The organism is Micromonospora deserti (genome assembly GCF_003236335.1).
GTDB lineage: Bacteria > Actinomycetota > Actinomycetes > Mycobacteriales > Micromonosporaceae > Micromonospora > Micromonospora deserti.
The window spans coordinates 1-250 of sequence record NZ_POUB01000612.1; the positions used below are offsets into that span (position 1 = coordinate 1).

1 pseudogene is annotated in these 250 nt (G+C 69.6%); it reads left to right on the forward strand.

Annotated features, from left to right (window positions below):
- A pseudogene (locus C1I99_RS32150) lies at nucleotides 1-250 on the forward strand (hypothetical protein); the annotation flags it as partial.

Sequence of the window (250 nt, forward strand, 5' to 3'; positions counted from 1 at the left end):
GTTCTTGGTGTTGCTGGTCTGGCCTTCGCCGGTGGCGTGTTCGCCGGCCCGGCTACCGCTCACGCCGCCCCGGTTGAGGCGGTCAAGCCCACCGCCGCGGTGCAGGTGGACAAGCCGGACACGGGCCGGCTGATCCCGCACGGTACGCAGGGCGGGCAGTCGCGGATCGACCTGTCCGATGAGCAGGTCGGCAATGTGAAGGCGATCATCGCGGCGACGAAGAAGTCGGGTATGGACGAGCGGGCCGCTG